Here is a 23,171-nt window from a genome sequence, read left to right as displayed (position 1 = left end):
ATCTGCAATGCCTCACGATGTGCTTTTGGCTGAAGCAACCCGCGGTAACCGGGTGGAATCCCGTCACTATGGCGCTGCCGTGGTTGTGGACGCCGCCGGAAAAACCGTTTTTGCCGCAGGGGATGTGGAGACCGCCATCTACCCCCGCTCCACCGTCAAAGCATTGCAGGCTCTGCCGCTGCTGACAGAAGGTGCCGCCGACAAATACGCTCTGGGGCCGGATGCTCTGGCCCTGGCCTGCGCATCCCACCAGGGTGAGCCAGCCCATATTGCCGTTGCCACTGAAATGCTGGCCCGCACGGGGCGCGATGCCACATCTCTGGAATGCGGCACCCACTGGCCGTTGGACGCCCGCGCAGCACGCGCTCTGGCGGCCAGCGGAGAGCAGGCGTGTGCGCTGCATAATTGCTGTTCAGGTAAGCATGCAGGCTTCGTCTGCCTGTCCTGCGCAACTGGGCATGATCCGGAGCATTACATCCGGCCAGAGCACCCCGTCATGCAAACAGTCGCCAGGACGCTGGAAGATGTAACAGGCGTTCCTCATACAGACGCCAACCGCGGCACGGATGGCTGCGCCATTCCCACATGGGCCATTCCTCTTCGCGCTCTGGCATTGGCTTACGCACGGTTTGCAACAGGCCAGAACCTGAATACGGACAGAGCGCAGGCTGCCGCCCAGTTACGATCCGCCATAGCCGCCAACCCGTTCATGATTGCCGGAACCAACCAGTTCGATACGCGCGTCATGCAAGATCTTGCGCCGCGAGTTTTCACCAAAATGGGTGCAGAAGGCGTGATGGTTGCCATGCTTCCTGAAAAAGGTCTTGGTATTGCCATCAAGTGCCGGGATGGCGGAGTGCGGGCGGCTGAAGCAACGGCTGCGGCCCTCATTGCCCGTTTTGGTAACGAAAGCAGTCCGGTGCTGACGCACTTCATGCGTCAAACCTTGAAAAACTGGAACGGGCAGAGTGTGGGTGAGTTCAGGGTTTCAGCAACACTGGCGGAAGACTGTTATCCATCTATAGCCTCATAACCTCCGCGTGTTTTTCTTTTGTTCTCGTTTGCATTTTTCAAAGCTGATACAAAAATAGCCCAGCGTTCTTCCCTGAGCCAATCACTCACCAAGGCCACCTGCGCGCACTGGTCTGCTTCCGCTACCCCTTGCGGAAGCGCCAGACAAGACACCATAAAAAAGGCCGAGGACCATAATGGTTCCCCGGCCTTGCTTTTTTCTGAACCGTTTTAAACGCTGAAAAACTTACGCCTTGCGCGCACGCGGCTTGCGGGCGGCTGTTGTTTTACGGGCGCGCGTTCCTTTGGTTGAGGTCGCTTTCTCCGTCTCGGCAGCTTCAGCAGCCAGACGATCATAGCGTTTCTGACGGCGCGTTTCCTGCACAATACGCAGCTTTTCAACTGCGGACAAACGCACTTTTTCTTCAGCCGGTGCTGCTTTTTTCGCACGCGCCTTTACAGGAGCCTCAGCAACAGGTTTTGCCACCTTGCGCTTGGCCTTGACCGGAGCAACCTCGGCAACTGCTGCGGCTTTCGGGCGACGGCCACGGGGTGCAGGCGTTACAACAACAGCTTCGACCTCAGCCGCCTTGCGGCGCGTTGTACGGGGGGCTGCCACAGGCTCTGCCACCTTGCGGGAGACGCGCTTTGTCGCTTTGGGCTTTTCTTCGCTCACAGCCGGAGCTTTTTTCACTGCAGCCGCTTTTGTTTCCTTGACGGCACGCGCAGGCTTGGCAGGTGCTGCAGGCACCTTCAGCGCCTTGCGGCGGGTCTTGGGAGCTTCCGCTTTAGCCACAATCTCTTCCTCAACCACATCTTTTTTTACGGCTGCTGCACGGGTGCGGCGTGCTGTAGCGGGCGCGGCGCGGGTTGCTGCAACTTTGGCGCGGGGGGCGGCGCGGCGCTTTTTCATCTCACTCATTCAGAACTCCTGTAATTCTACATTTTCAAAAATACAAGAACATACAAGCATGTTCCTCAAGACTACTTCTCCTGACACTTTCAGGGACACCTTGAAAAACAGGCTTCTGCACTTGGAACTTCAGCCCTTCATAACAAAAACGCCCAAAAATGCAAAAAATACTTTCGGCTTTCAAGAATAGTCATGACAGACATTACTTTCCCTTCATATCTTCCCACCGCCTTGCGGTTGAGAGACGGTAGCCTAGATTGGAAAGGATGCTTATTATCCATCTTGTTTGCTCCGAACCCTCAGGTGATACACATGAAAATTGCTGGCACTTCATACCGCAGCGTATGGGTGGATGAAAAAGATAGCTGGTCCATCCATATTTTTGATCAGACCCGCCTTCCCTTTTCTCTGGACATCCTGCAACTCACCACACCGGAAGACGTTGCACATGCCATCCGCACAATGCAGGTGCGCGGTGCACCGCTTATTGGTGCGGTGGCTGCCTATGGGCTGGCGCTTGCGCTCAGGCAGAACAGTTCCGATAGCGCCATGGAGGAACAGGCAAGTCTTCTGGCCGCAACACGCCCAACCGCCATCAACCTGCGCTGGGCTATTGAGCGTATGCTGTCTCATCTGCGTCCGTTATCACCTGACCAGCGCGTACAGGCCGCCTATGCTGAAGCAGGCCGCATCTGTGATGAAGACGCCGCACAGAATGAAGCCATTGGCCGCCACGGTCTTTCCCTGATTCAGGAGATTGCAAAAAACCGTCCGCCTGGCACACGCATTAACCTTCTGACACATTGCAACGCGGGCTGGATTGCAACGGTGGACTGGGGTACGGCTCTGGCCCCTATTTACATGGCGCATGATGCCGGGCTGAACGTGCATGTGTGGGTTGATGAAACACGCCCACGGAATCAGGGGGCTGCCCTGACAGCATGGGAGCTGGGCAGCCATGGCGTGCCGCATACCGTTATTGCAGACAATGCTGGCGGCCACCTGATGCAACATGGGCAGGTTGATCTGGTTATTGTCGGCACGGATCGCGTAACCCGCACTGGAGATGTTGCCAACAAGATTGGAACATATCTGAAAGCACTGGCAGCGCAGGATAACAGTGTGCCGTTCTGGGTGGCTCTGCCTTCCACCACCATTGACTGGACTGTTGGTGATGGCGTCCGAGAAATTCCCATTGAAGAACGTGCGGCTTCCGAGATTACGCATGTAGCGGGCCGCGCTGACGACGGCAGCCTGACAAAAGTGCAGATTACGCCAGATGGAAGTTCCGCCGCCAACCCTGCTTTTGATGTCACGCCCGCACGGCTTGTAACTGGCCTGATTACTGAACGCGGTGTCTGCCCGGCAACGGAAAGCGGCCTGCGTGGTCTGTTCCCGGAACAATAACACGTTCGTTTCCAACGCAGGCGGAACAGCAAGCCGCCTGCGCGCCACAAACCTTCCCCAAAGCAGAATGATCCGCGCAAAAGAATTGTGGGTTTCTTGATTTTCCTCTGACCACGCTCTGCTTTTCTTTCTGTTTCATATCCCGCAGAAAGATGAGAGGTCTGTTTTGAGGCAAATATCCGCCCGGACCGGGAAAACAGTTCTGGCGGCTTCTATTTGTAGCATTTCAGACATTTACGCGCCCCACTATGACTATAGTTAGGGCAGCTCCCTTTGATAAAACAAGAACATTTTGAGAACATACGATAAAAGCAGCTATTTTTCGTATTCTCGTGACCATCCTTTCGCACCATTCCATCCCTCCGAATAATGCACCGCCATTGCCCGCATGGCTTTGTGCATATGCCTATGCGCATCTCTTTTCTTGACGGGCCAAAGCCGCAGCCTGATAAGCAAAACGTGATTTTTTACGGTTCCGTACCGTCGAAGCATTCTGAAAGGACTGCGCGATGTCAGAGACAGCTATTGATACACCTTCAACCCGTTTTCTGACGGCGCACGGTATTGCCTATACTGTGCATGACTATGAGTATGTCTCCGAACCCGGTAAAATTGGCATACAGGCCGCCGCAGGGATCGGAATTGATCAGGAAAAGGTCTTCAAGACCCTGATGGTCGAAATCGATAAAAAGCAGATTGTCTGTGCGGTTATCCCCGTTCATCAGAAAATGAACCTCAAAAAGGTTGCTGCCCTGTTTGGGGGCAAGAATGCCCGCATGCTCAACGCGGAAAAGGCCGAAGCCCTCACCGGCTTTCAGGTGGGTGGCATCAGCCCCTTTGGGGCACGCACACAGGTGCCTGTTGTCTTTGAAAACGCAGCCTTGAAGCAGGATGTGATGTACATCAATGGCGGCGGCCGCGGCATTGTTGTCGGGCTTTCCCCCAAGGACGCCATTGCCTGCGTTAACGGACAGACGGCTGATCTGACGGTGAACGCGACCTGAAGGCATTGCCCTGAGCTTGACGAAAAGGGGGAGGAAAATTGCGCCCCCTCTTTTCGCTGATAGCGGAGCGGCTTATGGATAGGATCGGGGCTCTGCTGGTAAGGAGGGCTCCATGCACGCTTCGGGCCATCCGGGGCGACGTGTCTGAATGGAGACGAGATGTCACGTAAGCTCTCTGTTGCCCTGCTGGCGCCTCTGTGCCTGGCAGCCTGCGCTACCCAATCCACAGTGCCGGGTGCCACGCCCACCGCAAACGGGCAGAATACTGCTTCAGGGAGTGCTTACGGGTATTCCAGCCACGTTCCAGATTTTGCCACCCGTAATTTCGAGCCTTTCAATCGGCAGGATCTCGTGGCCATCGCCATGCGTGAATGGCGGCTGTTCGGTAGCCCGGTGAATGATGATGATCCGGAAGATCGCCCCGAACCCCAGACTGCTGCCGTCAAACCTGAACGCGCTCCCGGCCTGTGGGAACGGGTTGGTGAATATTGGTGGATCGGCATGGAGCCGGACACACCAGAAGCCTCATGGACCGGCAAGCACGACAATAATGGCCAGCTCACAAATTTTGTGCAGGATGGCAATTATGCGTGGTCGGCCGCCTTTATCTCCTATGTTATGCGGGTTTCCGGCGCCAACAGCCGCTTTCCCTACTCCCAGAATCATTCAACCTATATCAATGCGGCAGCTTCCGGGCAGTCTCCCATCCTGCGAGCGCATGATCCGGCCAGCTACACCCCCAAGCTGGGAGACCTGATCTGCGTTGCCCGTGGACGCGCCAAAACCATGGTCCGGTTTTCCAGCCTCCCTACCTCTTACGGCTTTCCCGCCCATTGTGGGTATGTCGTGGCAACCGGTCAGAACGGTCAGCCTTTTGGCAGGCAACTGAGCATTATTGGCGGCAATATTGACGACGCCGTTGCCCTGACCCACGTGCCGACAGATACGCAGGGCCGCATCTCCTCCCCTTCCGGCCAGAGCTATGACACGCGCTACCCATGGTGCGCCGTGCTGGAAGTGCTCTTTGACGCAGAAGCCGAACCAGACGCCGGCATGTAACCGGAAGCGCAGGACCGACCCCTGCGCATGGACTGAACCTTAGTTCTGCCGCCATGGCAGGGCTGAGGCTTTCCAACCCGCAGTAGAACCGCGGTAGCCATGGATATCTAATGGCCCCTCAAACCCATCCGCCACATTATAGACCGTCCGGTAACCCGCCTGCCGCGCAACCTGCGCCGCAGAGAGGCTCCGCACGCCTGACCGGCAAATGAAATAGACAGGCGCGTCTTTTCTGACGCCCACCTGCTCCAAATCTTCCGCAAAGCGCGCATTTGGCGTTCCATCCAGATCCTGCCAACTGACCAACACCAGTCTTTGGCCAAGTGATGCCAGATCAGGCACCCCCACCAGTTGCCATTCCGCCATGGTTCTCACATCCACCAGTACGGCCTGATCATTCTTTTCGAGTTCTGCCCACACATACTGGGGTGAGACATCTTCAATCATCGTGGTATCCTGTTTCATGACATGGTGGACTCTGCCTCCGTCTGCTCAGGCCTGCTCCTTCATGAAAGGAGAAGCAGAACCGCCTGACACCAGAGAAAAGGAAGCGGGGTCCGTTGATAAAGAGAAGGTGCAACTGGATGACTGAAAGCGCAATTCCCGCCTCCCTTCCCGGCTGGGAATCACCCTCCGCAGATATGCCCGCAGCCGTTGGTGGCACACCACTGGTCCGGCTGCGCAAGGCATCGGACGCTACGGGATGCGACATTTACGGCAAGGCCGAATTCATGAACCCTGGTGGGTCCGTGAAAGACCGCGCTGCCCTTGCCATTATTGAAGATGCTGAACGCCGGGGCATTCTGAAACCCGGCGGCACCTTGGTAGAAGGCACAGCGGGGAATACAGGCATTGGGCTGACACTGGTTGCCAACGCGCGCGGGTATCGCTGCATTATTGTGATGCCGGAAACCCAGAGCCGTGAAAAAATTGATTTTCTGCGCATGATCGGCGCAGACCTGCGGCTGGTTCCGGCCAAACCGTATAAAGATCCGGGCAATTATGTGCACGTCTCCCGCCGTCTGGCAGAAGAAGGCGGATATGTGTGGGCCAACCAGTTCGACAACCTTGCCAACCGTGAAGGGCATCGCCTGACCACCGCCCCGGAAATCTGGCATCAACTGGACGGTAAAGTGGATGCGTTCACCTGCGCCTGCGGCACAGGCGGCACACTGGCAGGTACTGCCATAGGGCTGCATGAGGCCGCAAAAAAGGCGGGAGTCAAAGCGCCCCATATCGTGCTGGCAGACCCTGAAGGCTCTGGTCTGTATGGATGGGTCAAAAACAATGATCTTTCCGTAACCGGGTCCTCCATCACGGAAGGCATCGGTCAATCACGGGTCACGGGTAATCTGGAAGGCGCGCCGATTGATGATGCAGAGCGTATTCCTGACCCCGAAGCACTTGAAATTATATACAGCCTGCTGATTGACGAAGGGCTTTCTGTTGGTGGGTCATCCGGCATCAATGTGGCTGCCGCCATTCGCACGGCACGCAAACTGGGTCCGGGCCACACGATTGTGACTATCCTGTGTGACGGTGGCGCGCGTTATCAGTCCAAACTGTTCAACCCGGAATTTCTGCGCGGCAAAGATCTGCCCGTAGCACCGTGGCTTGATAAATAAAGGATAGACTGTGCCTGCCAGATTCAGATCAGATTTACTCCCTCATCTTCTGGCAGGGAGCACCATGTTGGTCATGTTGAGCGCCTGCACCGGAGAAAACGCTCAGCATGATCCTACACTTCATAACCCCCACCACACGCTCTCCACCCAGCTTGGCGGACACTCTTTCCATCCCCCCAACACAACACCGGACGTTTTTTTAGCAACATCCAAAAACGCTGAGCAGGAAATCCAGACACGGTCAGACGTATGCAGGGCCCTGACAGCAGAGCCAACGCTGACGATTACCCTCATGTTTGGCCTGAAGCGCCCTCATGGGGTGGATATCACGCCACATGAATGGCAGGATTTTGTAGAAACCACCATCACGCCCCGTTTCCCGTCCGGACTTTCAGTTCTTCCCGTTGAAGGCCAGTGGCAGGACAGAGTGACAGGAAAAATCGGGCAGGAACCATCCCGCTTTGTCCTGATTGCAGCGCCACCTTCCACCCCTCATCTGGCCCAGAAACTTACGGATATCCGCTCCAGCTATCAGCGCCGGTTTGATCAGCAAGCCGTTGGCGTAACCATAACGCCCTCCTGCTCCGCCTTTTAAATATGAGAGGCTTTTTGCTTTAAAAACTGCGCCACATTACAGAAACGACCGAGATTTTAACGCAAAGCTTGCCGACAATGCCAAGCAAGCAGACGCCGGAACCACATTCTCTGGTCTGTCCGGCTCAAAGCCCACCCGCATGCCGAGCCCGTTTCTGAAACCAAAACACCACGTTTCTAAGCCCAAAACAAAAAACGGCTTGCCAGATCGTTCCGTCTGGCAAGCCGCATAAGCTCAATCCTGAACCAGATCGACCAAAAGCCGCCTGGAAAAGGCGTGTGCTTTTATTCCCATTCAATCGTGCCGGGCGGTTTGGACGTAATATCATACGTGACACGGTTGATACCGCGCACTTCGTTGACGATACGGCTCGCCACCCGGTTCAGGAAGCCCATGTCAAACGGATAGACATCCGCCGTCATGCCATCCGTGCTGGTCACAGCGCGCAGAGCACAGGCTTGGTCGTATGTGCGGCCATCGCCCATCACCCCTACAGTGCGCACGGGGAGCAACACGGCAAATGCCTGCCAGATGGCATCATACAACCCTGCCGCACGGATTTCTTCCAGGAAGACAGAATCCACACGCCGGAGCAGATCCAGCTTTTCACGCGTGATGTTGCCCGGAATCCGGATAGCAAGCCCTGGCCCAGGGAAGGGGTGCCGCCCGACGATGGTTTCAGGAATATCAAGTTCACGGCCCAGTTCGCGCACTTCATCCTTGAACAGTTCACGCAGGGGTTCCACCAGTTGCATGTTCATGCGTTCCGGTAGGCCGCCCACATTATGATGGGATTTGATGGTGACGGACGGACCACCCGTAAAGCTGACACTTTCAATCACGTCCGGATAAAGCGTGCCCTGCGCCAGGAACTGCGCACCACCCAGTTTGACAGCCTCTTCTTCAAACACTTCCACAAACAGGCGACCAATGGTCTTGCGTTTGATTTCAGGGTCCGTCACGCCATCCAGCGCGTTCAGGAACAGATCAGACGCATCCCGATGCACAAGCTGAATGTTGAAACGGCCACGGAAGGTTTCTACCACTTCCTCGGCTTCACCCGCGCGCAGCATGCCGTGATCAACAAAAATGCAGGTAAGCTGGTCGCCAATGGCTTCATGGATCAGCACAGCAGCAACGGACGAATCCACCCCGCCGGAAAGACCGCAGATAACGCGGCCACTGCCCACCTGTTCACGGATGCGGGCTATTTCCATGTCGCGGAAACCAGCCATGGTCCATGTGCCAGTGCAACCCGCCACATTATGGGTGAAGTTCCGCAACAACGCAGCACCATGAGGCGTATGCACCACCTCCGGATGGAACTGCACGCCATATAGGCGGCGGCCTTCATCAGCGATAACGGCAAAAGGTGCGCCTTCGCTAACCGCCACAATGCGGAAGCCGGGGGGCAGTTCCGTTACACGGTCACCGTGGCTCATCCACACCTGTTCACGGCCGCCGCGCGCCCACGCACCACGGAACAGCGCGCAATCTTCAAGAATATCGACAAAGGCGCGGCCAAATTCGCGGTGGTCGGAACTTTCAACCTGCCCGCCCAGTTGCAGACACATGGCCTGCTGACCGTAACAGATTCCCAGAACCGGAATGGCCATATCAAACACCACTTCCGGAATACGAGGGGCATCCGGGCTGAGGACACTGGCAGGGCCGCCGGAGAGAATAATGCCACGCGGTGCAAAAGCACGAATACGCTCAGCATCTGCGGTAAAAGGCCAGATTTCGCAATACACGCCACTCTCACGCACGCGGCGGGCAATAAGCTGTGTCACCTGACTGCCAAAATCCAGAATCAGAATACGGTCCTGATGCAGAGTTTCATCCAGTTTGGCGGTGGCAGCGGGCATGGTGTTCTCAACAGGCATGAGCTACTGGTCTTTCTGGTCAGCGCCTGAACGGCTTTTCAGGTAAAAAACAACCGCCCTGGCGCAAGGCAGTTGCGTGCTAAACAGCGGATATAAAGCGGCGCAGGCGTGCCGTCACCCTATAAATAAGCATTTCGCCTGCCAATCAGCCTTCCTGCCCTGGCGGTGGCGCGTCTTGCGCCACGGGCGCTTCCGCCTCACATCATAACCACAACAGGAGTGTGTTCATGATAACAGATGCGTCCAAACACCGTTCTCCCTTGCCCCATAGCCGGAAATCCTTTGCCACCCTGGCCACCGGCCTTACGGTGGTCGCGGCCCTGTGCGGTGCAGCAGCACCAGCGGCGGATGATCCGTATGGAGACTGGGTCGGCACTCTGGTGAAGGACCAGGGCCATAATTGCCCGGTCAACGGCACATCCCTGCTCCAGATCCAGCCCAAACGCATGATTTTCACGCCAGAGATGGGGTCACTGGTTCTGCGTGGCAAACCAGACAAGGCAAAGCAGCATTATCATGCCCAGCTTGTGATGGAAGACGCAAACCACAAGCCGCTCCCCATGGTTTTTGAAGCGCATCCGGTGGGGGACACGTTTGAAGGCGTGTACGGCACACCGGAATGCCGGGCCCATATCACGCTGAAAAGGCCGGAAAGCCGCAGCTGGAAAAACTTCCTCGGGAACGACTGATAAAAAAAATCATAAAAATTTCAAAAGGGGGGTTGCCAGCCCCCCCATATCTCGACTAGAAACCGCCTCACGGCGCACCCGTAGCTCAACTGGATAGAGCACCAGACTACGAATCTGGGGGTTAGAGGTTCGAGTCCTTTCGGGTGCGCCAGAATTTTCCCGCAAAATTCAAAAATGGCGTTTCAGGCAAACATTCTTCAATAATGTCTCCTTCCGCAGCAGACTGATCTCTGTTGTCAGCCTTCTGCCTCTCGCTATCTCCAAAATGAAAATCTGGACGGAATATTTGCCGCATCCGCTCCATCGGGCATACTCTCCCACAATGTGGGCTGGAGACCTGTCTCCTGAGCCCGGTTGCCTGATGTGAATGGAAGTTACCGCGCCCTGATGAGACAGAACGCAACGGCATACACCGTGGCATGCCTGCTCCTGACAAACTGCCACAGCGTCGCCCATAAGGCCCGGACGGATCTTATCGGGCTAACCCGCCCCGAACTTCTCTCCTGTGCAGGCGTTCCTGATGCAGCCGAAACACGGGATGGCCAGGAAGTGCTTGTATGGAAACAGGATCAGAATGTGGATGGCGGGGTTTCCGTCAGCACGCCTTTCCTGATTGGTGTTTCAATCGCTGGTCGAGGCACATGCCATTTTGTGGCCACCCTGCGGGATGGAAAAGTCAGCCGTGTCTCCTACACTGGCCCGTCCCAGACCCTTTACGGCCCCCTCGCTGCCTGTGAACCGCTGATCCGGGATTGCGAACATTATGCACAGACAGAACGAACCCCTGCCGCACCCGGATAGCAGGGCCCGCATTGTAGTATTCAGGCACGTTCTTCACGAATGCAGATCATATTTTCTGCTGCAACACGCGGGCCAAACCAGAAAAAGGACCAACACCATGCGCTGCCTCAAGATCACCCTTCTGACGCTTTGCCTCGCCACACCGGCACTGGCCCAGAACGGTACCTACACAGCGGAACTGGCTCACGGTCCGAAATTCGCCAAGGCCTATCAGAAAATGGCTCAGCTTCCCGCATGGGTCACTGGTAAGGATGTTGTCTCTGTTCCCACCAAAGCCATAACTCTTTCAGGCCATTCCTATACTGTAGGGCATTTATGCAAACCGCACGATTGCGGGGATAATCAACTGGATATTGTCTTCGCGGATGACGGAAAAGCCACATGGGGCTTACTCTCCCGCACATATGGCAAAACCCTGTATCAGATGCCACTGGGCGAGCCGGAACCTGCCATTCTGGATGCCCTGCAAGCCTCCTACCGTAGCAACAATCCAAACTGAGCCTGTTTTCCATGTCTTTTACAAAAAGCATTGCCTGCTTGCTTGGGGTCGCTCTGGCAGGGAATGCTTTTTGGGCACAACCTTCCTGGTCAGAAAACGCTCCTTCCCCTGCATCTGCACGCACGGGGTTTGATATTCTGGTTCTGGGTGCGCGCGGTGGTGTGCAGGACGGCAATCTTTCAGCCTACATGATCAGCCCGCACGGTGACCATCGCGCAATCCTGTGTGATGCCGGAACAGTTGTAAATGGGCTAAATGAAGCGGATCATCTTGGAAAATTAACCGATTTTTCCAAATCCAACCAAACAGAACTCACACCTGCCGGTTATGTGCTGCATCATGTTATTCAGGGTTATCTGATCAGCCACGCCCATCTCGACCATATTGCCGGTCTTGCCATCAGCGCGCCGGATGATACGCCCAAACCGCTTTACGCCCTTCAATCTACCTTGGATGATCTGAGCCAGTATGTATTTAACTGGCACATATGGCCTAATTTTTCAGACCATGGGAACGCCCCATTTCTAAAAACCTATACATATCAGCCATTGATACCGACACATTCTCAGCCCCTGCAAAACACCGCAATGAACGTCACAGCATGGCCGCTCAGCCATGGCCCCGTCACATCCACTGCATTTTTGATAAAATCTGGCTCGGACGCCCTTCTCTATCTGGGTGATACAGGCCCAGACCCCGTAGAAAAAACACATAAACTTCAAACACTATGGCGTGCAGTGGCCTCGGATGTTCAGAAACATCAGTTGAAGGCCATTATTATGGAAGCCTCTTATGATAACAGCCGTCCAGACAATGTTCTTTTTGGGCATCTGACACCCCATTGGGTGTTGAAAAGCTTACATGATCTGGCACAGGAAACAGGAGACGCCACCAGCCTGCAGGGGCTGACCGTGGTGATTAGCCATATCAAATACACCCTGAACACAGGTGCAAAGATACAGGAAACCATAAAGCGGCAACTCGATACCGAGAATGATCTGGGTGTCAACTTTGTTATTGCAGAACAGGGCTTACGCCTGCATGTGCATTAAACGTTGCTGATTTTCTTAACCTTGCGTGCAACGTCTCTTTTGAAACCTGTGTTTCTCAACTACGCGTCGTCAGCTTTTTCTGACTGGAATACACGGAACAGACTCAGATTGCAGGATCTGACAGACACCCGCTGGCCCTTGCGTATTTTCGGCAACCAACTGCGCACGGTAGAACGATCTTCCTGAAACCTGAACAGAAGCAACCTTTGGCGTGGCCTTCAATGCACGGGAAGCCAGTACCCGTGTGCCCTGATCTGCAACCCGTCTGGCCTCCGCATAAGAAGAAAATGCTCCTACCTGCACCATGGATGCCGTTCCGCTTCCAAGCGTGCCTGTGCTGGAAAAATCTGCTTTCTGCCTGACTGATGGCAGAGCCAGAACATGCGCAGGATGTCCTATGCTACCAGAGCCAGTTTTGGGCGCAGTCCCATAGGGCACAAATGCCACCGCAGGCTGAAGACGGGCCGTAGCCTCCCGCCTCTGCTCCGCCAACGCAGCGGCTCGCCCTTCTGTTCCTGCCTGATTGGCAGAAGCCGTAAGCGATGCAGTTACAATCTGTGCCCGATCGGCTTGGGCGGGAAACGCTGCCTGATCTGGCGCAGTCTCTTCTGCAACCAGAACCGGTGCAGCCGTATTAGGCACAGGATCAGGATGCGGCGTATCCCTGTCCATCAGGCAGGGACCTGTTGGATCATAGGCTGCGTTAGGATCACGCAGACAGCCATCGGCTGTACGGGTAAGGTCCGCACGGGCATAGAACGCATCAGGTTCCGTGCTCGTGGCACCAGTCTCACTTGCTGGCACAGGGGCCCATTGCCCTCTTACAGCAACACCACCGCCCAGATTGGGCGTGATGGCTGCAACGTAATTGACTGTTTCATCCGGCAAGGGGCGGCCTGAATTGAGATAGGCATCTACCCTGTCCGGCCCCGCATTATAGGCAGCCAGAAAACCCGGTGCGCCGTACCGATCATACATCAGACGAATATAAGCCGCTCCCGCCCGAATATTGTCTCGTGGATCGTACGGGTCAGAACCCAGACCGTACTGGCTCTGCATATCCGCATAGGTTGCGGGCATAAGCTGCATCAGCCCCATTGCCCCTGCCCCGGATGTTGTCAAATCTCCATTCAGATACTGCTTTCCACCCGATTCCTGATGCATGACGGCACGAATCCATGTTTCGGGAATGGAAAACCGCCGGGCCGCATCCTGAATATACGGCCCCCATGGATCACTGGCAGGCCCGGGTGGGCGGTACGTTGGAGAAGATGGGCGCGCCACAAAGCCTCTTGAAGCCCACGCTTGAGAAACTGACTGATACAGACTGTAAGACGCCGCATATCCCCGCACAGGCACCATGGTCGCACAGACCAGAAGGGCCAACGCACCAGCTATCCGCCTCTCTTTCGGCGCGCCTGCAATTCCTTTTTTCTCTGTCGGCCTGTGCATTATCATACACCATTTTTATGTCTGCTTTATGCAGGCTATCTGTGTTGGCTGATCTTTCCGGCAAATTTTCGGCAGCCAGCACGCCATAGCGTCATACTAACCCTGCATGGTGTATCACACAGAAACGTGACGTTACCTTTATTGCATACCAGCCATTATACTGTGCGACCTTCCTCGTGCAGGAAGCAACACTGCCTTGAAGAGACGCTTATGTTTACCCAGCCTCTTGTGCCTGTTGGGAACAATCTTGTTCTCTCTTTTCTTCTTGCTGCCTCGCCTATTATCGTCACGCTTATTTTAATGGGTGTTTTACGCCGCCCGGCATGGCAAGCCACCCTTGGGGGGCTGATTATTGGCCTTGTCATGGCTGTTGCCGTGTGGGGCATTCCGTCATCACTGGCGTTTGCAAGCGTCAGCAATGGCATGGTGTTTTCCATCCTGCCTGTCATGTGGATTGCACTCAGTGCCCTGTTCCTGTTCAACATTGCCATCCAGACAGGCCGGTTTGATGCCTTTCGCATGTGGATCATCACCCACCTGCCCAATGACAGACGCATTATGCTGGTTGTTCTGGGCTTCTGCTTCAGCGCGGCACTTGAAGGCGTGGCGGGATTTGGCACGCCGGTCGCCATCACCAGCGCCCTGCTGATCATGCTTGGCTTCCCCGCGCTGGAAGCCCTGACATATGTGCTGATTTTCAATTCCGCGCCGGTCGCCTTTGGCGGGCTGGGCATCCCCATTACGGTTTTGGCGTCCATTACCGGCCTGCCTGCCACCACTCTGGGCAGCACCATCGGCCTACAGCTTGCGCCGTTTGCGTGCCTGATCCCGTTTTACGTAATGGCGCTTTATGCTGGCTGGCGTTCCGTCAAGCAGTTGTGGCCCGTTCTGCTTGTGGCTGGCGGTAGTTTTGCCGTCACCATGGTGGTTGTCTCTACATGGATCACCTACAGCCTGAGCAACGTGCTGTCTTCCAGCATTTCTCTGGTGGCCACCATTCTGTTCCTCAAATTCTGGCAGCCCGTGCCTGATCCGGCCTACGCTGTTGATGAAGCCTATCTGGCGCAGGCCCCGGCCCAGACAGGACACTGGAGCGGACCACACTGGCAGGGCTGGATTCCGTGGATTGTTGTCGTTCTGGTTGTGATCGTGTGGGATTCCCTCCACATCGCCAAGATTGGGGCAACACCTGTGCACTGGCCGGGGCTGGACCAGCAGGTCTTTATCTCCCTCTATCAAAAACCCTACGCAGCCGTGTGGAACTTTGAGCCTCTGGGCACCGGCACGGCCATTCTGGTTTCTGCGTTGCTGACGGCACTGATCACCCGCATTTCTCCCCAGAAATTCTGGGCTGCACTAAAAACAACCGCCAGACAGGGGTGGTTGGCGGTTATCACCGTAGCGCTCACCATCGGGCTGGCCTTCCTGATGAATTACTCGGGCATGACCTACACACTCGGCTATGCCGTAGCCTCCACCGGTATCCTCTTTCCCTTTGTTTCCGTTTTTCTGGGATGGATCGCCGTTTTTCTTACGGGGAGCGATACCTCTGGCAACGCGCTCTTTGGCAACCTGCAGGTTGCTGCGGCGCACCAGCTTTCTCTGGACCCCGTGCTGTTCGCCTCAGCCAACTCGGCCGGGGGTGTTATGGGTAAAATGATTTCACCCCAGAACATCACCACTGGCGTGGCTGTCACCTCCCTCAAAGGGCAGGAGGGCGTAGTCCTGGCCCGTACCTTCAAGCACAGTATTTTCCTTACGCTGCTGATGGGCCTTGTGGTTGTTTTTCAGCAATACGTTCTGCATTAGCCCGTACCTGCGGCTGGTAGAACCCAACTAAACGGCACAAAAAAACCGGGCACAGCCTTGTGGCTATGCCCGGTTTGAGAGTGGCTTCACAGCCCCGGCCCGGTAGAAACAAAGGCTAGACCTTCTCCTGCCGTCCCATTCCGCCCTCTGCTTTTATTATTCGGCTACCAACGGTTGCAGAATGCGCAAGGAGATCGGTTCAGCTACGCTGTCTTTAATGCTCTCGGCCAATGTCTTGAAATGCGGCGTTTCCATATGGTCCTGCAACGCCTGCCGGCTGGCCCAACGTTCAATAAAGACAAAGGTCTGCGGATCATCCAGATCACGATTGGGAACGTACTGAATGTTGGTCGCTTCTGCGCGTGACGCCGGAACACAGGCTGCCATGGCATCCGCCACAATTTTTTCCTGACCCTTCTTGGCCTTGACCACAGCCACGACGGTAATTTCCTGAGACATCGTTTTCCCCTGTTCTTGCAACCTAGTCTGATCATGGCAGACCCGTTGGTCTGATGGTCCTTTACGGCCCCAGAACCACCTCACCCGCCTTCTTCTGCTGAGATATCAAATACCTATCGGCCAGCTACGCCCTGTATATTACGGGCAAGCCAGCCAGATCACCACCGCACTGTGCTCTCACCAGCTATCCCGTGCGCCGCCCCCGCCGGAATCCCCTCCGCCGGGCCGGAATGGATCAGATGGCCCGCTGCCTCCTCCACCGCCGCCACGGCGGCCCCCGCCGCTTTGCAAAAACGCAGAGAGAAGGTTGAGCCCTATATTCAACGCCAGAGACCAACCCGGGCTGGGTTGACGGTTTTCCGGCGGCACATATCCACCCGGATACCGCATGGCCCGCTTTCTGGCGCGGCGCATCATGATGAAGGGCAGCACAACAAACAGGCCAATCACCACAACCAGCCCCACAAGCGCTTCCACCGCATCTGTTGACGGATCAACCTGCGATGCCGCACTCACACTGGCAGGGTTGGATGGTTCGGCATGGACCAGAATATCTGCCAGCGCATCCACTATTCCGTTCAGCGCCTGCGCATACTGGCCCGCTTGAAGGGCTGGCCGGGCGGCGCGGAGAATGTCGGAACTCTGAAGGTCCGTCAGAACGCCTTCCAGTCCGTATCCCACTTCTATGCGGGACTGACGGTCCGGAATATCCAGAACAATCAGAACACCATTATCTTCGCCCTTGCGGCCCAACCCCGTGGCGTGGAAGGCCTCATTCGCATAACTATCAATATCATCCACATGCCCCGGCAGAGAGACGGCAATCTGCGGATGGCCGGGAAGTGTCTGGGAGAGCGAAAACAGCTTGTGGGTCAACGCCTCCGCATCCTGCGCGGAAAGCACCTGCTGCGGATCATTCACCCATTGGCTTAATGGAGCGGCGTCCTGCGCCTGTGCTGGCAGCAAGGATAAAACCCCCGCTACCGAGAGAACGCACAGCGCCAGAGCAACGCGGAACACGCCGCATAAAATACGCACAGGCCGGAGCACGGCATCACGGGATATGGAAACCTGCAACATGGCCTGCGCCCTACTGAACAGCACGGATCAGTGCTTGGAGAAATCAACCACCGGCGGTGTCTGCGCTGCCGGAGAAGCTTCATAATAAACGCGGGTATGGTAGCCCAGAATGCCAGCCAGCAGATTACCGGGGAAACGCGCTACTGTCTGGTTATAGGCCAGAATGGCCTGCTGCAGCCGCTGACGTGCAACGGTAATGCGGTTCTGTGAGCCTTCAAGCTGCACCATCAGGCGGGTAAAATCCTGATTAGCCTGCAACTGGGGGGACTGTTCCACCACAGCGTTGATGGCCTTGATTTCCTGTGCGTTCCGGGTCTGGGCCTCCAGAATTTTTTCCTGCAGGGTTTTGTCATCCACAGTGCGCGGATCAATCTTATTCAGCGCGGTCTCACCCGTGCGGGCCCCCGCATAGTCTGTCAGCGTGTCATGCTCATGCGTGGCATAGCCCTTTACCGTATTCACCAGATTGGGAATCAGGTCAGACTGACGCTGCACTTCGTTCTGCAACTGCCCCATCTGTTCCTGCACGCGCTGATCCGCGCTCATGAACCGGTTATAACTTGTTCCAAATATAAAAATCAGACCGACGATGAGAATCGCGGGAACAAGAAGCTTCTTCATCAAGAAATCCTTTAGAAACAGAGGAGGCACACCCGAGTACAGAGCCATGTAAAGCCCGGTGATGCCCCCATTCCGCTCTTCATTAAGGCAAAAACCGCTCAAACGCCTCCCAATTCTGACTATCCTTGCCTATTGGCCCACCCTGATGCAGGCACACCACAGCGGTTGGGAAGCCAAAAACAGGCCTGGCCCCCTTGGCAGCTTGGAGCGTGAGAGAGACCCCTTTATACTCCGCCGCCATGATTATCATCACCGGTGGCGCCGGTTTCATTGGCTCCTGTCTTCAGGCTGCTCTCGCCAAGCGAGGGCAGGATACTCTTGTTGTGGATTGGCTGGGCTCCGACCTCAAATGGCGGAATCTGGCCCGGCACGCCCCCGCGCGGCTCATTCCCCCGGAAGAGCTTGACGCTTTTCTGGAAACCAACCCCAAAGTGGACGCCGTGTTCCATATGGGAGCGATCAGTGAAACCACCGCGCGGGATGCGGATCTGGTGTGGCGCACCAACATCGCCCTTTCCCGCCGCCTCTGGCACTGGTGTGCGCGCAATAACACCCGCTTCATCTATGCCTCCTCCGCTGCCACCTATGGCGCGGCAGACAGGCCGGAACTGTTTTCGGATGACCCCGCCAAGCTGAACACGCTTGAACCGCTGAACCTGTACGGGTGGTCCAAGCATGTCTTTGACCAACACGTCATGAAAGCACTGAAGCAGCGTGCTCCCCGGCCTCCGCAATGGGCGGGGCTGAAGTTCTTCAACGTTTATGGCCCTAACGAATACCACAAAGGCAAGATGATCTCTGTGGTGAAGGTGAAGTATGATGAGGTGATGGCCGGAAACCCGGCCCGCCTGTTCCGCTCTGATCGCCCGGACATTGCCAATGGTGCGCAGGCGCGTGATTTCATCTGGGTGGAAGATGTGGTGAAGGTCATGCTCTGGCTGTATGACAACCCCGCCGTTTGCGGCCTGTTCAACTGCGGCAGCGGCACGGCGCGCACCTATCTGGATCTGGCCCACGCCGTGTGTGATGCGGCTGGTGTTGCCCGCAAGGTGGAGTTCATAGACATGCCGGAAAGTCTGCGCGGACAGTATCAGTCCTACACACAGGCGGACCTTACGCGCCTGCGCGCTGCAGGCTATACGGAGGCGTTTACACCCCTTGAAGAGGGAATCCGCCGGTACGTGCAGGACTATCTGGCCACCGGCAATCCGTACCTGTAACGCCTGCCCTTCCTCCTCAGCCTTACTGGATCATCCTCTGCATGCTGCCTGTTCTTCTCTTTCCCCAGTTTGACCCTGTACTGGTGCATCTGGGGCCGCTTACCATCCGCTGGTATGCTCTCTCCTATATTGCAGGCATCGTGCTGGGCATCGCCCTGCTTCGGCGGCTCGTCAGGCTGGCGCCCCGAGCGGGCACAGCAGAACAGGCTGACGATTTTCTAGGGTGGGTCACCCTTGGCGTGCTGTTGGGCGGACGGCTCGGCTATATCCTCTTCTACCAGCCGGGCTATTACCTCACGCATCCTCTCGCCATTCTCAAAGTCTGGCAGGGTGGCATGTCCTTCCATGGTGGAGCACTTGGCGTGATTATCGCGATGGCGCTGTTTACCTGGTACAATCGCATCAATTTTCTTGCCTTTGCTGACCGCGTTACGGTGGCCGTGCCAATCGGGCTGGGGCTGGGCCGGATTGCCAACTTCATCAATGGCGAACTCTGGGGGCGGGAAGCGCCAGCCAGCCTGCCCTGGGCCATGATTTTTCCGGATGCCGGGGGCATTCCCCGCCATCCCTCCGAACTGTATGAAGCGCTGACAGAAGGGCTGCTGCTGTTTCTGGTCATGTTCGCAGCTTCTCGCAAACAGAGCCTGCGCGAACGCCCCGGCTTTCTGGCCGGACTGTTTCTTGTGGGTTACGGCTGTGCCCGCAGTTTCTGCGAATTTTTCCGTGAACCAGATTCCTTTCTCGGCTTCCTGCCAGGCGGGCTGACCATGGGGCAATTGCTGTGCATTCCCATGATTATCGCTGGTGGTGCGCTGATCATGCATGCCCGCCGCAGCCCCGTTTATGCAGGTTTGCCGCTTACGGATGCTGAAACCGCTGAATCCTGAGACTGCGAACCATGCCTCCCCTCCCCCCCGAAGCCGAACGGCTGGATGTGTTCATGGCGCGCGCCAATGCCCGCTATTACGCAACGCACCCCTTGCTATCGGACTTCATCACTGCGCCTGAAATCTCGCAGGTCTTCGGGGAACTTCTGGGGGCATGGGCCGCCATGGTCTGGATCAGCATGGGCCGCCCGAACCGCATCATTCTTGCAGAAGCAGGACCCGGGCGCGGCACGTTAATGGCGGACGCCCTACGGTTGATTTCCAAGCAGGTGCCAGCTTTTGCCCAGTCCCTTGAGGTGCATCTGATTGAAACCTCGCCGCTGATGCGGAAAGCTCAGCAGGCCGCCTTGGCACGCTACACGCACCCCACCTGGCATGACACGCTGGAAAGCCTGCCTGACGGACCGATGATCCTGCTGGCCAATGAATTTCTCGATGCCCTCCCCATCCGCCAGTTTGAACACAACCCCAAGAACGGCTGGCAGGAACGCTATGTACAAGGTGCATCGTTCTGCCTGGCTCCCTGCCCCCCACCAGTTCTGCCAGACGGCCGAACATTAGAAGACAACAGCGTGGTGGAGGTTTGTGAACCTGCCCTCGCTGTGGCCCAGATGCTCGGCCAGCGCTTCTGCCACACACCGGGAGCAGCTCTGTTTCTTGATTACGGCCATTCTTCCAGCCTGACCGGAGACTCCCTGCAGGCATTGCGGCATGCTCGCCCGGCCCACCCCCTTGAAGCCGCCGGGGAAGCCGACCTGACCGCCCATGTTGATTTCACAGCTTTTGCCGCACAAGCAAAGCAAGCGGGTGCTCAAACTTACGGGGCGGTCACACAAGGGACGTTTTTACGTGCTTTAGGGCTGATGAAACGGACCGAACAGCTTGCAACCCATGCCAGCGAGGAAGACGCCGCCATGCTTCGCAGTGGTGCACAACGCTTGGCGGCACCGGAAAAAATGGGGCACCTTTTCCGCGTTCTGGCGCTCACCAGCCCCACCCTGCCTGCGCCTCCCGGCTTTATGAAAGGACCGGCTGCATGACCTCCGGCATCCGCCCCAGCACCTCTCAGCCTTCTGGCACTAAGCCTTCCCCTTTGACCAGCCCCTTGCTGTCCGGCACGCGGCACGGGTTTTTTACGCGTGAAGGCGGGGTCTCCACCGGCCCCTATGCCAGCCTTAACTGCTCAACCCGCGCGGGGGATGATCCGGCCAATCTGGCGGAAAACCGCCGCCGTGTTGCGCAGTGGATCGGTGTATCCGCAGACAATCTGCTCGGCGTTACGCAGGTTCACGGCAAGCGCGTTATCACGGTAACTGAGCCCTGGCCGTTTGGAGCGGGAGAAGAAGCTGATGCCATGGTCACCACACGCCCGGATGTTGCGCTAGGCACCATAACCGCAGATTGCGCTCCCGTGCTGTTTGCCTCCGCCGATGGTCGTGTGGTGGGGGCAGCCCATGCCGGATGGCGTGGTGCATTGGCCGGAGTTCTTGAAGCAACCCTGAACGCCATGCAGGATCTGGGCGCAACCCCGACAGACATACGGGCCGTAGTTGGCCCCTGCATTGTGCAGGAAAGCTATGAAACAGGCGAGGACATGCACCACGCCATTGTTTCCGCTGACCCACAGGCTGCCCGTTTTTTTGCGCCGGGCCAGCGCCCTAACCATTACCAGTTTGATCTGGCCGGATGGTGCGTGTTCCGGCTTGAACGTGCAGGCATTGGCCATGCCGCTGCTCTGGGTGTTGATACCATGCGTGATGACAAACGCTTTTTCAGCCACCGGAGACGTACACTGGCTGGTGGCGGGCCTATCGGCCACCAGATTTCCGTTATTGCACCAGGAGTCCTGAACGGATGACATCTTTCTTGCGTCAGACAGCCCTTCCTCTCTCTGCTCTGCTTTTGCTGGCTGGCTGTCTGGATGTCCCTCATCCGTTTTCCAACCCGGGGAAAGAAGCCAAGCAGCTTGCGGCGAATGCTCCGCCTTCCCGTCTGGATATTCCTACCCCTGCGGACTCTCTTCTCCCCAATGATGGCGCGCAGGTGTGGGCCAAGGATCTGGCAACAGAACTGCTGCAACAGACCATTCCCGCCATGGCCCAACCGGTACGCAAGGGGGACTGGTGGCTAAAAGTGCGGGCGGAAATGCGCGGCGATCAAGTTGTACCTGTTTATATGGTCATGACCCCCAAAAACGAGATCCGCGCAACGCAGGAAGGCGCACCTGTGCCCGCGCAACAATGGTCAACAGCCGATGCCCAGATGCTGAACCTTGTGGCAGCGGATGCCGCCCCCCGCATTGCTTCTGTCCTGACCGGCATTCAGGCGGACGACATGGAAAAAGACCCGCATAGCCTGAAGCATCGTGCCGCACGGGTTTATTTTACCGGAGTTACCGGCGCACCGGGGGATGGTGATATCTCCCTCTCCCGCGCGTTCGCCGCATCCTTCCGCAATACGCCAGACACGTTGCAGAACTCACCTGAAAATGCGGATTTCACGGTGAAGGGACACGTCAAGCTCACACCTGGCCCCACAGGCACCACAGGCCACCCGCAAGATCACATTGAGATTGTGTGGCAGGTTTTGGATAAAGCAGGCAAGGAAGCCGGTGCCGCCACCCAGTTGCATGATATCGATGCTCATTCTCTGGACCAGTATTGGGGCGATGTCGCGGTAGTGGCCGCGCAGGAAGCCGCTGCTGCGGTGGACCAGATTATTGACCGCTATTCAGGCAGGGAAAACGCGCCCTTGCCAGCAGGAACTCCAAAATCCAAAAATCAGGACAAGAAATAAGACTCTCACCCATCACGGTCGAACTGTGGAGCATAAAGCCGCCACCATGCTCCACGGTCGGCGTTCCCGGCAGTTTGCCCTCATCAAGACTGCCGCTGCTCCGCCCCTCGCCTTTGGCAAGCGATATTTCCTGTCCGGCATCTCCCCTTGCTCCGCTTGAGCCATGCTCCATTCCCAAAAAATGGAATAAGTCATCAGGTCAGTCCACTTGATCGGTGCAGGACCATAAAAAAGCCTGTCAGGTGATCTGACAGGCTTTTCAAGACGTCTGACCTAAAAGGTAGGTATCTCTTTAAACACCATAAG

General features: G+C 56.6%; 23 protein-coding genes and 1 tRNA gene. 17 read left to right on the top strand and 7 right to left on the bottom strand.

Annotation, left to right across the window (positions count from 1 at the left end; all coding sequences use genetic code 11):
* The first annotated feature begins 7 nt into the window (after positions 1-7).
* Complete coding sequence (locus ASN_RS12425) at positions 8-1,033, top strand: asparaginase (RefSeq protein WP_058988358.1); 1,026 nt, start codon at positions 8-10, stop codon at positions 1,031-1,033.
* A gap of 225 nt (positions 1,034-1,258) precedes the next feature.
* On the opposite strand, the gene ASN_RS12420 is transcribed toward ASN_RS12425, so the two are convergent.
* Positions 1,259-1,933, bottom strand: a complete 675-nt coding sequence (locus tag ASN_RS12420) for a hypothetical protein (RefSeq protein ID WP_058988357.1) — start codon at positions 1,931-1,933, stop codon at positions 1,259-1,261.
* Between the two features lie 303 nt (positions 1,934-2,236).
* Between ASN_RS12420 and mtnA the strand changes: the two genes are divergently transcribed.
* The 3 genes from mtnA to ASN_RS12405 all read left to right on the top strand — a co-directional run bounded on the left by mtnA (position 2,237) and on the right by ASN_RS12405 (position 5,394).
* Complete coding sequence (gene mtnA, locus ASN_RS12415; RefSeq protein WP_058988356.1) at positions 2,237-3,331, top strand: S-methyl-5-thioribose-1-phosphate isomerase; 1,095 nt, start codon at positions 2,237-2,239, stop codon at positions 3,329-3,331.
* Between the two features lie 509 nt (positions 3,332-3,840).
* Complete coding sequence (ybaK, locus tag ASN_RS12410; RefSeq protein WP_058988355.1) at positions 3,841-4,335, top strand: Cys-tRNA(Pro) deacylase; 495 nt, start codon at positions 3,841-3,843, stop codon at positions 4,333-4,335.
* Positions 4,336-4,494: 159 nt separating this feature from the next.
* Complete coding sequence (locus ASN_RS12405; RefSeq protein ID WP_006558356.1) at positions 4,495-5,394, top strand: DUF2272 domain-containing protein; 900 nt, start codon at positions 4,495-4,497, stop codon at positions 5,392-5,394.
* 39 nt (positions 5,395-5,433) lie between these two features.
* Here ASN_RS12405 and ASN_RS12400 read toward each other — a convergent pair whose 3' ends face one another.
* The gene (locus ASN_RS12400; protein WP_231948202.1) at positions 5,434-5,859 is read right to left on the bottom strand and encodes a rhodanese-like domain-containing protein; all 426 of its coding nucleotides are present in this window, start codon (positions 5,857-5,859) and stop codon (positions 5,434-5,436) included.
* A 119-nt stretch (positions 5,860-5,978) separates the two neighbouring features.
* Here ASN_RS12400 and ASN_RS12395 point away from each other — a divergent pair, with 119 nt between their 5' ends.
* Both ASN_RS12395 and ASN_RS12390 read left to right on the top strand, forming a co-directional pair.
* A complete protein-coding gene (locus ASN_RS12395; RefSeq protein WP_058988354.1) occupies positions 5,979-7,019 on the top strand; it encodes a cysteine synthase A in 1,041 nt (346 codons plus the stop codon).
* A gap of 10 nt (positions 7,020-7,029) precedes the next feature.
* On the top strand, positions 7,030-7,614 hold the full coding sequence (locus tag ASN_RS12390) for a DUF3574 domain-containing protein (RefSeq protein WP_167541316.1): 585 nt from the start codon (positions 7,030-7,032) through the stop codon (positions 7,612-7,614).
* A gap of 284 nt (positions 7,615-7,898) precedes the next feature.
* Here ASN_RS12390 and guaA read toward each other — a convergent pair whose 3' ends face one another.
* A complete protein-coding gene (gene guaA / locus ASN_RS12385) occupies positions 7,899-9,482 on the bottom strand; it encodes a glutamine-hydrolyzing GMP synthase (protein WP_457851328.1) in 1,584 nt (527 codons plus the stop codon).
* 239 nt (positions 9,483-9,721) lie between these two features.
* Between guaA and ASN_RS12380 the strand changes: the two genes are divergently transcribed.
* From ASN_RS12380 to ASN_RS12360, 5 genes are all read left to right on the top strand, one after another.
* Positions 9,722-10,189 carry a hypothetical protein gene (locus ASN_RS12380; RefSeq protein WP_099048312.1) on the top strand — a complete coding sequence of 156 codons (468 nt, stop codon included), beginning with the start codon at positions 9,722-9,724 and terminating at the stop codon, positions 10,187-10,189.
* A 74-nt stretch (positions 10,190-10,263) separates the two neighbouring features.
* Positions 10,264-10,340 (top strand) — tRNA-Arg (locus tag ASN_RS12375).
* 236 nt (positions 10,341-10,576) lie between these two features.
* The gene (locus ASN_RS12370; RefSeq protein WP_167541315.1) at positions 10,577-10,990 is read left to right on the top strand and encodes a hypothetical protein; all 414 of its coding nucleotides are present in this window, start codon (positions 10,577-10,579) and stop codon (positions 10,988-10,990) included.
* A gap of 97 nt (positions 10,991-11,087) precedes the next feature.
* Complete coding sequence (locus ASN_RS12365) at positions 11,088-11,489, top strand: Ivy family c-type lysozyme inhibitor (protein WP_006558347.1); 402 nt, start codon at positions 11,088-11,090, stop codon at positions 11,487-11,489.
* Between the two features lie 11 nt (positions 11,490-11,500).
* Positions 11,501-12,541: an MBL fold metallo-hydrolase gene (locus tag ASN_RS12360; protein ID WP_082666678.1), complete on the top strand. Its 1,041-nt coding sequence runs from the start codon at positions 11,501-11,503 to the stop codon at positions 12,539-12,541.
* A 69-nt stretch (positions 12,542-12,610) separates the two neighbouring features.
* Here the strand turns inward: ASN_RS12360 and ASN_RS12355 are convergent, their stop codons facing one another.
* Positions 12,611-13,993: a lytic transglycosylase domain-containing protein gene (locus tag ASN_RS12355; RefSeq protein ID WP_231948200.1), complete on the bottom strand. Its 1,383-nt coding sequence runs from the start codon at positions 13,991-13,993 to the stop codon at positions 12,611-12,613.
* Positions 13,994-14,203: 210 nt separating this feature from the next.
* Here ASN_RS12355 and ASN_RS12350 point away from each other — a divergent pair, with 210 nt between their 5' ends.
* On the top strand, positions 14,204-15,802 hold the full coding sequence (locus tag ASN_RS12350) for an L-lactate permease (RefSeq protein WP_058988350.1): 1,599 nt from the start codon (positions 14,204-14,206) through the stop codon (positions 15,800-15,802).
* Between the two features lie 156 nt (positions 15,803-15,958).
* On the opposite strand, the gene ASN_RS12345 is transcribed toward ASN_RS12350, so the two are convergent.
* The 3 genes from ASN_RS12345 to ASN_RS12335 all read right to left on the bottom strand — a co-directional run bounded on the left by ASN_RS12345 (position 15,959) and on the right by ASN_RS12335 (position 17,962).
* On the bottom strand, positions 15,959-16,261 hold the full coding sequence (locus tag ASN_RS12345; protein WP_006558342.1) for a putative quinol monooxygenase: 303 nt from the start codon (positions 16,259-16,261) through the stop codon (positions 15,959-15,961).
* A 177-nt stretch (positions 16,262-16,438) separates the two neighbouring features.
* Positions 16,439-17,365 carry a TPM domain-containing protein gene (locus tag ASN_RS12340; RefSeq protein WP_058988349.1) on the bottom strand — a complete coding sequence of 309 codons (927 nt, stop codon included), beginning with the start codon at positions 17,363-17,365 and terminating at the stop codon, positions 16,439-16,441.
* 3 nt (positions 17,366-17,368) lie between these two features.
* Positions 17,369-17,962, bottom strand: a complete 594-nt coding sequence (locus tag ASN_RS12335; protein ID WP_035378161.1) for a LemA family protein — start codon at positions 17,960-17,962, stop codon at positions 17,369-17,371.
* Positions 17,963-18,201: 239 nt separating this feature from the next.
* Here ASN_RS12335 and rfaD point away from each other — a divergent pair, with 239 nt between their 5' ends.
* Genes rfaD through ASN_RS12310 form a run of 5 tightly spaced genes read left to right on the top strand, consistent with a single transcriptional unit; the run spans position 18,202 to position 22,865 of the window.
* Positions 18,202-19,182, top strand: a complete 981-nt coding sequence (gene rfaD / locus ASN_RS12330) for an ADP-glyceromanno-heptose 6-epimerase (RefSeq protein ID WP_006558338.1) — start codon at positions 18,202-18,204, stop codon at positions 19,180-19,182.
* A gap of 41 nt (positions 19,183-19,223) precedes the next feature.
* The gene (lgt, locus tag ASN_RS12325) at positions 19,224-20,069 is read left to right on the top strand and encodes a prolipoprotein diacylglyceryl transferase (RefSeq protein ID WP_006558337.1); all 846 of its coding nucleotides are present in this window, start codon (positions 19,224-19,226) and stop codon (positions 20,067-20,069) included.
* Positions 20,070-20,080: 11 nt separating this feature from the next.
* Complete coding sequence (locus ASN_RS12320; RefSeq protein WP_058988348.1) at positions 20,081-21,109, top strand: class I SAM-dependent methyltransferase; 1,029 nt, start codon at positions 20,081-20,083, stop codon at positions 21,107-21,109.
* Positions 21,106-21,927 (top strand): peptidoglycan editing factor PgeF, encoded by an 822-nt coding sequence (gene pgeF, locus ASN_RS12315; protein WP_058988347.1) that lies wholly within the window; start codon positions 21,106-21,108, stop codon positions 21,925-21,927. Before ASN_RS12320 ends, pgeF begins: the two co-directional genes overlap by 4 nt.
* Positions 21,924-22,865 carry a hypothetical protein gene (locus ASN_RS12310; protein ID WP_058988346.1) on the top strand — a complete coding sequence of 314 codons (942 nt, stop codon included), beginning with the start codon at positions 21,924-21,926 and terminating at the stop codon, positions 22,863-22,865. The genes pgeF and ASN_RS12310 overlap by 4 nt, the downstream gene beginning before the upstream one ends.
* Positions 22,866-23,171 lie beyond the last annotated feature (306 nt).

The organism is Acetobacter senegalensis (assembly GCF_001499615.1).
Taxonomy (GTDB): Bacteria; Pseudomonadota; Alphaproteobacteria; order Acetobacterales; family Acetobacteraceae; genus Acetobacter; species Acetobacter senegalensis.
Note: the sequence above shows the minus strand (reverse complement) of the source record. Positions and strands in the feature narration are given on the sequence as shown.

Coding starts and splice junctions, on each gene's coding strand:
- ASN_RS12425 (WP_058988358.1), top strand. CDS start 8: ATGCCTCACGATGTGCTTTTGGCTGAAGCAACCCGCGGTAACCGGGTG.
- ASN_RS12420 (WP_058988357.1), bottom strand. CDS start 1,933: ATGAGTGAGATGAAAAAGCGCCGCGCCGCCCCCCGCGCCAAAGTTGCA.
- mtnA (WP_058988356.1), top strand. CDS start 2,237: ATGAAAATTGCTGGCACTTCATACCGCAGCGTATGGGTGGATGAAAAA.
- ybaK (WP_058988355.1), top strand. CDS start 3,841: ATGTCAGAGACAGCTATTGATACACCTTCAACCCGTTTTCTGACGGCG.
- ASN_RS12405 (WP_006558356.1), top strand. CDS start 4,495: ATGTCACGTAAGCTCTCTGTTGCCCTGCTGGCGCCTCTGTGCCTGGCA.
- ASN_RS12400 (WP_231948202.1), bottom strand. CDS start 5,859: ATGAAACAGGATACCACGATGATTGAAGATGTCTCACCCCAGTATGTG.
- ASN_RS12395 (WP_058988354.1), top strand. CDS start 5,979: ATGACTGAAAGCGCAATTCCCGCCTCCCTTCCCGGCTGGGAATCACCC.
- guaA (WP_457851328.1), bottom strand. CDS start 9,482: ATGCCCGCTGCCACCGCCAAACTGGATGAAACTCTGCATCAGGACCGT.
- ASN_RS12370 (WP_167541315.1), top strand. CDS start 10,577: ATGAGACAGAACGCAACGGCATACACCGTGGCATGCCTGCTCCTGACA.
- ASN_RS12365 (WP_006558347.1), top strand. CDS start 11,088: ATGCGCTGCCTCAAGATCACCCTTCTGACGCTTTGCCTCGCCACACCG.
- ASN_RS12360 (WP_082666678.1), top strand. CDS start 11,501: ATGTCTTTTACAAAAAGCATTGCCTGCTTGCTTGGGGTCGCTCTGGCA.
- ASN_RS12355 (WP_231948200.1), bottom strand. CDS start 13,993: ATGCACAGGCCGACAGAGAAAAAAGGAATTGCAGGCGCGCCGAAAGAG.
- ASN_RS12350 (WP_058988350.1), top strand. CDS start 14,204: ATGTTTACCCAGCCTCTTGTGCCTGTTGGGAACAATCTTGTTCTCTCT.
- ASN_RS12345 (WP_006558342.1), bottom strand. CDS start 16,261: ATGTCTCAGGAAATTACCGTCGTGGCTGTGGTCAAGGCCAAGAAGGGT.
- ASN_RS12335 (WP_035378161.1), bottom strand. CDS start 17,962: ATGAAGAAGCTTCTTGTTCCCGCGATTCTCATCGTCGGTCTGATTTTT.
- rfaD (WP_006558338.1), top strand. CDS start 18,202: ATGATTATCATCACCGGTGGCGCCGGTTTCATTGGCTCCTGTCTTCAG.
- lgt (WP_006558337.1), top strand. CDS start 19,224: ATGCTGCCTGTTCTTCTCTTTCCCCAGTTTGACCCTGTACTGGTGCAT.
- ASN_RS12320 (WP_058988348.1), top strand. CDS start 20,081: ATGCCTCCCCTCCCCCCCGAAGCCGAACGGCTGGATGTGTTCATGGCG.
- pgeF (WP_058988347.1), top strand. CDS start 21,106: ATGACCTCCGGCATCCGCCCCAGCACCTCTCAGCCTTCTGGCACTAAG.
- ASN_RS12310 (WP_058988346.1), top strand. CDS start 21,924: ATGACATCTTTCTTGCGTCAGACAGCCCTTCCTCTCTCTGCTCTGCTT.